The organism is Geobacillus sp. ZGt-1, assembly GCF_001026865.1.
Lineage (GTDB): Bacteria > Bacillota > Bacilli > Bacillales > Anoxybacillaceae > Geobacillus > Geobacillus thermoleovorans.
Map to the genome: position 1 here is coordinate 1 of NZ_LDPD01000216.1, position 4,927 is coordinate 4,927.

Annotated in this window: 7 protein-coding genes and 1 pseudogene; all 8 read left to right on the plus strand. The window is 46.9% G+C overall.

The window, feature by feature from the left end; translation table 11 throughout:
* On the plus strand, window positions 1-225 hold a 225-nt coding region (locus VU18_RS16760), incomplete at its 5' end, for a DUF6838 family protein (RefSeq protein WP_047758622.1).
* Window positions 225-1,301: a phage tail sheath subtilisin-like domain-containing protein gene (locus VU18_RS16765; RefSeq protein ID WP_047758623.1), complete on the plus strand. Its 1,077-nt coding sequence runs from the start codon at window positions 225-227 to the stop codon at window positions 1,299-1,301. The genes VU18_RS16760 and VU18_RS16765, both read left to right, overlap by 1 nt.
* A 14-nt stretch (window positions 1,302-1,315) precedes the next feature.
* Complete coding sequence (locus tag VU18_RS16770; protein WP_047758624.1) at window positions 1,316-1,750, plus strand: phage tail tube protein; 435 nt, start codon at window positions 1,316-1,318, stop codon at window positions 1,748-1,750.
* Between the two features lie 44 nt (window positions 1,751-1,794).
* Window positions 1,795-2,208 carry an XkdN-like protein gene (locus VU18_RS16775; RefSeq protein WP_047758625.1) on the plus strand — a complete coding sequence of 138 codons (414 nt, stop codon included), beginning with the start codon at window positions 1,795-1,797 and terminating at the stop codon, window positions 2,206-2,208.
* A gap of 23 nt (window positions 2,209-2,231) precedes the next feature.
* Window positions 2,232-2,396 carry a hypothetical protein gene (locus VU18_RS18270; protein ID WP_236687455.1) on the plus strand — a complete coding sequence of 55 codons (165 nt, stop codon included), beginning with the start codon at window positions 2,232-2,234 and terminating at the stop codon, window positions 2,394-2,396.
* An 11-nt stretch (window positions 2,397-2,407) separates the two neighbouring features.
* Window positions 2,408-4,075, plus strand: a complete 1,668-nt coding sequence (locus tag VU18_RS16780; RefSeq protein ID WP_047758626.1) for a hypothetical protein — start codon at window positions 2,408-2,410, stop codon at window positions 4,073-4,075.
* Window positions 4,072-4,716: a LysM peptidoglycan-binding domain-containing protein gene (locus tag VU18_RS16785; RefSeq protein ID WP_047758627.1), complete on the plus strand. Its 645-nt coding sequence runs from the start codon at window positions 4,072-4,074 to the stop codon at window positions 4,714-4,716. The genes VU18_RS16780 and VU18_RS16785 overlap by 4 nt, the downstream gene beginning before the upstream one ends.
* Window positions 4,713-4,927, plus strand: a pseudogene (locus tag VU18_RS20950) (hypothetical protein); the annotation flags it as partial. The gene VU18_RS16785 and the pseudogene VU18_RS20950, both read left to right, overlap by 4 nt.

The following is a 4,927-nucleotide window of genomic DNA, read 5'->3' on the forward strand; positions in this document are numbered from 1 at the left end:
GAAGAAGAAACGAACGCCAAGAACATTGAAATGGCTGATTTGTTGAACGATTTGTTCCGAAACGTCGCCTTTGACGGGCTGATAGTAAACGTTATGGAACGGAGATTTGAAATCGTGGATGATATTCTCCACTTTTTCCTCGAGCTTGACTTCATCGTGATGTTGAGCGATACAACGCAGCATGACCTCATGCAGGAAATCATTCATAACAGGGAGGTATTGTAATGGGCCTGCCTCAAGTCAATATTGTCTTTAAGACGCTAGGGGCCACGGCGATCCAACGCGGCGAGCGTGGCATCGTCGCATTGTTGTTAAAAGATACGGCGGCCCTTGGATCTTATATTTTAACTAACATCACTGAGATCCCAAGCGGGTTATCGGTGGAGAATAAAAAGCAAATTGAGCTCGCATTAATTGGCGGTGAGCGGACGCCGAACCGGGTGGTTGTGTACGTCTACGATCCGAATGCTACGGTGACGAACGGAACACCTCTAGATGTCGCGCTGAACTATTTAGAGACGGTGAAATTTGATTATTTCGTTTTTCCAGAGATCGAGGAAGCAGACAAAACGAAAATTACGACATGGATCGGCTTGCAACGTGCCAACGGCAAGATGGTGAAAGCTGTATTGCCCCATCATGCGGCTGATAAAGAGTACATTATTAACTTCACGACGGAAAACATTGTCGTCGGTGATACGACGTATACGGCAGCCCAATATTGCTCCCGCATCGCTGGGTTGATTGCCGGAACACCGTTGACGATTTCAACGACTTTTCAGCCGTTGCCGGAGGTAGACAGCGTCCAAACCTATACGAAAGATCAACTCAACCAAGCCATCGATAACGGCGAATTTGTGATTTACCATGACGGCGAAAAAGTGAAAGTCGGTCGTGGGGTGACGTCACTCGTCACAACTACGCAAGATAAGGGGGATGATTTCAAGAAAATTAAAATCGTCGATATCCTCGATCTTATGTATATGGACATTCGCAAGACGATCGAGGATAAGTATATCGGTAAATACGCCAATAGCTACGACAACAAGGTGCTGCTCATTCAAGCAATTAATGCGTACTATGAGCAGTTGGAGATTGACGGGCTGCTCGATGTTGGGAAAAATAGAGCGGAAATTGATTTAGAACAGCAACGGGTCTATTTACGCTCGGTCGGCGTCGATGTGGATGCGATGAAAGAGCAGGAGATCAAGGAAGCAAACACGAGAGATAAGGTGTTTATCCTTTCTCGTATCCGTCCTCTCGATGCGATTGAGGACATTGACATGAAAGTGCTCATTTAGGGAGGTGTGACTGAATGGAACGAATGATTCCTGAACGCGCCATTTCCGGTACGCATGGAGAAGTATGGATCGACGGCGAAAAATTTGCGGAAGCATACGGATTGCAGGCAAAGGTGGACTTTATTAAGGAAAAAGTGCCAATGTGTGGTGCTCCGAACGGCCAAGGTCAAAAATATATGGGATGGGAAGGCAAAGGGACGTTGCGAATCACAAAGGTGAACTCCCGACTGACACGCAAGGTGGCCGAGCAGGTGAAGCGTGGTGTTTTGGAACCGATGACGATCGTGAGCAAGCTGGCCGATCCAGCGGCATTCGGTGCGGAACGTGTTGTATTGAAAGGTTGTACTTTTGACGATCTGACTCTCGCGGACTGGGAATCGGGGAAAATCGTTCAAGAAGAGAAGCCGTTTACTTTTAATGATTTTGAATTTATCGACTATATTGAATAGGCAGAGGGGCAACCTTCTGCTTTTTGTCATGAGGAGGGAACACAATGAGCAATGTGGTTGATATTTTACTCAAAATGGATGCGGAAAAGCTGGAATTACCAAAAAAACTCGTGGAAATTAAACGGTTGAGCGAGCTGGCCGGCGAGCCGGTCGTTTTTGAAATTCGAGCGTTGACACAGACACAGTTTGAAGAGATTCAGGATATGTCTACAAAGTTTGATCCAATTTCAAACAAAGCGGACATTGACGTTTTTACGATTAAACTGGAAACGATCCTAAAAGGCGTCGTTTCTCCAGAGCTTAAACGCAAGGAGTTGTTAGAGCATTATAAGGTCCCGACGCCGTACGATCTCATTAAAAAGCTGTTTACGCCTGGCGAAATTGACCGGCTATATAACGAAATCAGTGATTTAAGCGGGTTTGGCGAGGGGGCCGTTGAAGAAGTAAAAAAGCCGTAAAGGAAAACGGTTATGTACAGATGATGTACTGGTATTGGAAAAAGAAAGGCATCCGGCCCTCAGTTTTTTATCAAATCCCTTATGGGGAGCTGACGATTATTCGTGCTTTTTATGAGCTGGAAGTCGAGGAAGAAAACGAGAAAATAAAAGCTTTGTCCGGCATGCCGTGTCCAGCGCTGTTCTGGTGAGGTGAAGAGATATGGCGAAAGGCCAACGGCTCGAGGCGGAAATCTCCGTCAAGGATAGTGCAACGCAGAGTATCGAGAAGGTCATTCGATCGAATGAAAAACTGAAAAATGAAATGCTGCGCCTCAAGGCCACGATGGATAAGGTGCAGGAAAGTGCCAAAAAGCGCTGGGAAATGCGGGTTGAAACGGCGAAAGCGAACGAGAAGCTGGATACGTTAGCTGATGCTATTGATCGCGTCCGAAATCGGGCAACGTTGACCATGGAGCGATTGCGTCTATTAGGAGCGACGATCGGAACGGCGCTCGGTGCCGGAGTAGCAACCGCATTAAAAAGCGGGGCTGACTTAGAAAAATACATGATTTCGATGGAGCACTTTATCGGTGTGCAAAACAAGGGGATGAGCCAGCAACAAGTGCAAAAGTCGGCCCAAGAATATTTGACGGCTTTGCGGAAAAACGCGAATGAGACGCCATTTGAAACGGGTGAAGTCGTCCAAACCGGTGTTAGGGCGCTAGGGATCGCTGGTGGAAATACGCAAGAAGCGATGAAACTTTTAAAACTCGCAGAAGACATGGCAGCGTTGACACCTGGCAAAACCCTTTCGGAAGCGATTGAGGCCCTTGCTGATGCGAAAACGGGCGAATTTGAGCGCCTCAAAGAATTCGGATTTAAAGTGACAGCCCAAGAATTTAAGGGCTATGTAGGGAAAAAGGAAAAAGATAACCTGACTGCAGCCGAGACACAGAAGGCATTTAATACACTAACTTCACAAAAATTGAGTCCGTTCTTTGCTGGTGGGGCGCAAAAGCTTTCCCAATCTACTGCAGGTAAAGCCAGCACAATTATGGGGAACCTAAAAAGCGGCCTACAAGATGCGGGCTATAACATGTTGAAAGGGATCAAGCCGGAAACGATGGATAAGCTGGTTAAGATGAGTGAAAACATTGGTAAAGCGATCGGCGACGCAGGAGCGAAAATGGTCAATGCCTTCGCTAAGGCGACCCCGCATATTAAATCGGTCGCCACAGCATTAGCAGCCGTAACAGCCGGGGTCATTTCGTTCCGTATCGCTTTTACTAGTCTAACTGTTATGCAAACGATAATCACGCTATTTAAAGCGTGGCGCGCCGGCACGTTGGCTCAGACGGCGGCACAGATCGGCTTGAATGTTGCAATGCTCGCCAACCCGATGACATGGGTGGCTGTTGGGATCGCGGCCTTAATCGCAGCAGGGGTCGCGCTCGTCATGAACTGGGATAAAGTGAAAAAGAAATCACTAGAAGTATGGGATGTAGTAAAAGAAAAAGTATCCAACTTCATTATGCCGGTGAAAGAGTGGTTTGACGGATTAATCGGCAGTGTCGCAAGATTTATCGATAAAATCACATCGATCGGCAATATTAAAATCGGACTGCCGAAGTTCCTCGGCGGTAATGGGTTGTTCCAAAAGAAAGCAATCGGTGGCGTCATTCCTCGCGATAACTATCCAGCGTTGCTCCACGAAGGCGAAAAAGTCTTGACGAAGCAAGAAGTGAAGCAAATGGAGTACGGCAAACGCCAGCGCCCGTCGGTCACGATTACAGGCAACCAGTTCATCGTTCGCAACGACTCCGACATTAAGAAAATAGCTCTTGAATTGGCTCGGTACATAGAACAGGAAGGAGGCGTCATGGCATGAACGTCAAAATGCAGTTTTGGTTCCGATACGGAAGCGAAAGCCTGCAGTTGCCTGTGAATCCTTCATCATTTGAAGTATCGAGCCCTTATGGAATTGAAATTATTGAGGTCAATAGCTTAGGGGAGGTGACGATCCCCAAGAATAGAGGGTTGAAGGAGTTTCGCTTTGAATCGTTTTTGCCAGCCAAATATGACCCTGCTTACTGCGTTCATAATCGAGTAATTCCACCGACTGATTTCATCAGCATCATTGAAAAGTGGCGCGATGCTGAAAAACCCATCCGTTTTATCGTCACGACAGCGAACATTAATATGCTGGTACTCATTCCGGAATTCACCTACTGGCCCAGTCCGCCTGGCAGTCCGGGAGAGATACAGTTTTCTATATCCTTGAAAGAATACAGGATGCCTGTAGTGAAAAAGTGGACACAGTCGTCTCCACCGTCTAATAAGCAACGGCCACCGAAGCAAAAGGAGGAGCCAAAAACGTATGTAGTGAGGAAAGGTGACAGCTTGTGGGCAATCGCTAAACGAATCTATGATGACGGAAGCAAGTGGCGAAAGATTTACGAAGCCAATAAAAAGGTGATCGGGAAAAATCCGAATCTCATTTATCCAGGGCAAAAGCTGGTGATTCCATGATTGTTGTTTACGATAACTACGACATCACCGGTTTAGTGAGAAGCGTGGAATGGAGCGGCGACTTGCAGCAAGTCGCTCGTACTCTAAAAATTACATTGCACAATACCGCAAACGGGGTTTCTCCCTTACTTTCGTTCCAGAAAGGGAAACCGGTTCGATTTTTCGATGATAAGGAGCTGTTTCGCGGATTTTTGTTCTCCACGGGAAAAAA